This is a genomic window from Aestuariivirga sp., from assembly GCF_046093005.1.
Classification (GTDB): domain Bacteria; phylum Pseudomonadota; class Alphaproteobacteria; order Rhizobiales; family Aestuariivirgaceae; genus Aestuariivirga.
Genome location: NZ_JBJTER010000044.1, coordinates 1 through 3,060 on the forward strand (window position 1 = coordinate 1; position 3,060 = coordinate 3,060).

Below are 3,060 nucleotides of genomic sequence, written 5' to 3' on the forward strand. Positions count from 1 at the left end.
CGATCGTGCGTGGGTTGACGTCGGGCGCCAGCGGCACCTTCTTCATGTGCACGGCCAGGATCTGCTCGCGGCCATGGACTGGGCAATTCGAATGACGAGCGCGAGCAGACGCTGAACCAGCTGCTGGTCGAGATGGACGGCTTCGAGGCGAACGAGGGCATCATCATCATCGCCGCCACCAACCGCCCCGACGTGCTCGATCCGGCGCTGCTGCGCCCCGGCCGCTTCGATCGCCAGGTCGTCGTCCCCGTGCCCGACATCGACGGGCGCGAGAAGATCCTCGGCGTGCACATGAAGAAGGTCCCGCTCGCCCCGGACGTGACCCCGCGCGTGATCGCCCGCGGCACCCCCGGCTTCTCGGGCGCGGACCTTGCAAACCGCGTCAACGCGGCCGCACTCCTGGCGGCGCGCCGCAACAAGCGCCTCGTTGCGATGCAGGAATTCGAGGACGCCAAGGACAAGGTCATGATGGGCGCCGAGCGTCGCAGCATGGTCATGACCGACGACGAGAAGCGCATGACCGCCTATCACGAGGCCGGCCACGCAATCGTCTCGGTCCACGAAGCCGCCTCCGACCCGATCCACAAGGCCACCATCATCCCGCGCGGCCGCGCACTGGGCATGGTGATGCGCCTGCCGGAGCGCGACAGCTACTCCTACCACCGCGACAAGATGCACGCGAACCTCTCGGTCGCGATGGGCGGGCGTGTGGCGGAAGAGATCATCTTTGGCCACGCCAAGGTCAGCTCGGGCGCCTCGTCGGACATCCAGTATGCGACCAATCTGGCGCGCAACATGGTGACCCAGTGGGGCATGTCGGACAAGCTTGGCCCGCTCCAGTATGAGGAGCAGTCCGAAGGCTATCTCGGCTATGGTCAGGCGCAGCGGACCTTCCGTTCGGGCAAGACCAACGAGCTGATCGACACCGAGATCAAGGGCCTCGTCGAAGGCGCGCACAAGCGGGCGACCGATATCCTCAAGACCCATGAGGATCAGCTTCACCTGCTGGCGCAAGCGCTGCTGGAATACGAGACGCTGACCGGTGAGGAGATCAATTCGCTGCTCGAAAACGGCCGGATCGACCGTCCCGACGCCCCGCGCGGGCCGACCCTGGTGGCCCCGGTGCGCGGCTCGGCGATCCCCAAGGCGGGCAAGCGCTTCGGCGGCCCCAAGGAAGCGGGCGGCGACGAGGCACCGCAGGGGGCCTGATCTTTAGCTGCCACAATCACAATGAGGGGCGCCGGGAGAGATTCCGGCGCCCCTTTTGAATGTTCTTGTCCCTGACCGTCAGGCCATTGTGGCGGCGGCCTCCATCTGCGCCAGCTTGCTCTCGATCCCCTGCCACAGCCGCATGATCGCCAGCGTCGCCGGCGAGCGCGGGGCGAAGGTGCCGACCGGGCGGCGCTGCACCGCGCATTGTTCAAGGCTGCTGACCAGCGGGATCGCAGGCCAGCCGGGGTTGGCCGCCAGCGCCTCAAGGTGCAAGGATCGGCGCCGGTCGATCATCGAGAGCACCGGCAGGATCGGCGGCGGCCGCCGCGTATGGCGACGGATTTCCTCGACCACATGATCCAGCGCGCGGGCGGATAGCGGCGAGGGCGGCAGCGGCACGATCACCAGCGTCGCCGCGCGCATCACCTGCGCGCTCAGCTCGTTCAGCATCGGCGGGCAATCGAGGATCACCCGGTCATAGCTGCGCACCAGCTGGCGCGACAGGGTCGCGATCCGGTGGCGCTGGCCCATGCGCAGCAGCAGCGAATCCAGTTCCCGCAGAGACCCGTCGGCGGGCAGCAGATCGAGCCCGGCATAGTCGCTGGACTGGATCAGCGCCTGCGCCGGAACATCGCCCGCAATAAGGCTGCGCGCCTGGCGCTTGCGCTGCGCTTCCAATGCGAACATGAACCCCGCGCCATCGGTCGGATCAAGGTCCCACAGCAGCGTCCGTCGCCCCGACAGCTGCGCCGAACACCAGCCTAGGTTGGCTGCAATGGTGGTCTTCCCCACCCCGCCTTTCGACGAAAAGACTGCAATGATCGGCATGGTTAACCGGGGAACGCTTCAGGCGGCGAAAATATTCCGCCCCCCTGCATCAAACTCAAAACGCGCCGAGCACCCCGAGGATTATCAGGAACATCGTCAGCACGATCTGCATCGAAAACAGCAGCAGCACGGTGAGCCGCCAGATGGTCGAGAACCGGCTGAGGCCATAGGCGTGGCGCAGCTGCTTGTAGACATGCAGCGGCACCGCAATCGTGAACAGCACCGCCGCCCACACCCCGCCATCGGGGATCGTGCTCATGATCGACATGACGATGAACAGCAGCGACATGAAACTCAGGGAATAGGTCACGAACACCGCGTGGTCATAGGCCTTGAACTGCCGTCGCCAGGCGAACATCAGCCACACGAAGGGGATCGAAAGCGGGATCAGCAACCAGCTGAATTTGTAGCCATTCGACTGCAGCTTGTAGAGCATCAGGCCGGGGTTCTTCTTCCACTTTTCCAGCAGCACCTTGTCGAGCCACTCGATCCCGGTGTTGACGTCCACCGCCTGATCCGATCCCTGATCGGGCGCCTGGGCGAGCACGAAGTTGAGGCCCTTCAGTTCATTGTCGATCTCGGCCCGGCGGGGGCTCTTGGCGGGGAGGGCGAGCTTCTCCTTCTCCAGCGTGTTGATCTGCTGGCGGATGTCGGCGACGAAGGGGCTGTCCTCCTCCCCACCGAACAGGTCATTCGAAAGATCGCTCGGCGCGCCAATCCCGACCATCTGAAAAACCGCGAACATCGCAAAGACCGTGAACAGGAACATCGCCATCGGGCTGACGAATTTCGCCCGCTCCCCGGCGATGAAGCGGCGGGTGAGGTGGCCCGGCTTGAAGGTGAGCAGCGGCAGGGTCGCCCACAGCTTGCCGTCGAGGTGCAGCACGCCGTGCATGATGTCATGCCCGATCGCGGCGAGGCTGCGGTGGAGGTGCGCCTTCTGGCCGCAATTGGGGCAGAAATGGCCGGAAAACACCGTCCCGCAATTGAGGCAGGTGACCGGGCCTGCCGGGTGATGCC

2 protein-coding genes and 1 pseudogene are annotated in these 3,060 nt (G+C 65.4%); 1 reads left to right on the forward strand and 2 read right to left on the reverse strand.

All coding sequences use genetic code 11. The features are described 5' to 3' along the window. Positions 1-57: 57 nt before the first annotated feature. A pseudogene (locus ACKOED_RS03545) lies at positions 58-1,209 on the forward strand (ATP-dependent metallopeptidase FtsH/Yme1/Tma family protein); the annotation flags it as partial. Positions 1,210-1,287: 78 nt separating this feature from the next. Here the strand turns inward: ACKOED_RS03545 and ACKOED_RS03550 are convergent. Both ACKOED_RS03550 and ACKOED_RS03555 read right to left on the reverse strand, forming a co-directional pair. After that, positions 1,288-2,040 (reverse strand): ParA family protein, encoded by a 753-nt coding sequence (locus tag ACKOED_RS03550; protein ID WP_408915197.1) that lies wholly within the window; start codon positions 2,038-2,040, stop codon positions 1,288-1,290. Between the two features lie 55 nt (positions 2,041-2,095). Continuing rightward, positions 2,096-3,060 (reverse strand): DUF3667 domain-containing protein (locus ACKOED_RS03555; protein WP_408915198.1); only part of this gene is annotated, 965 nt, incomplete at its 5' end.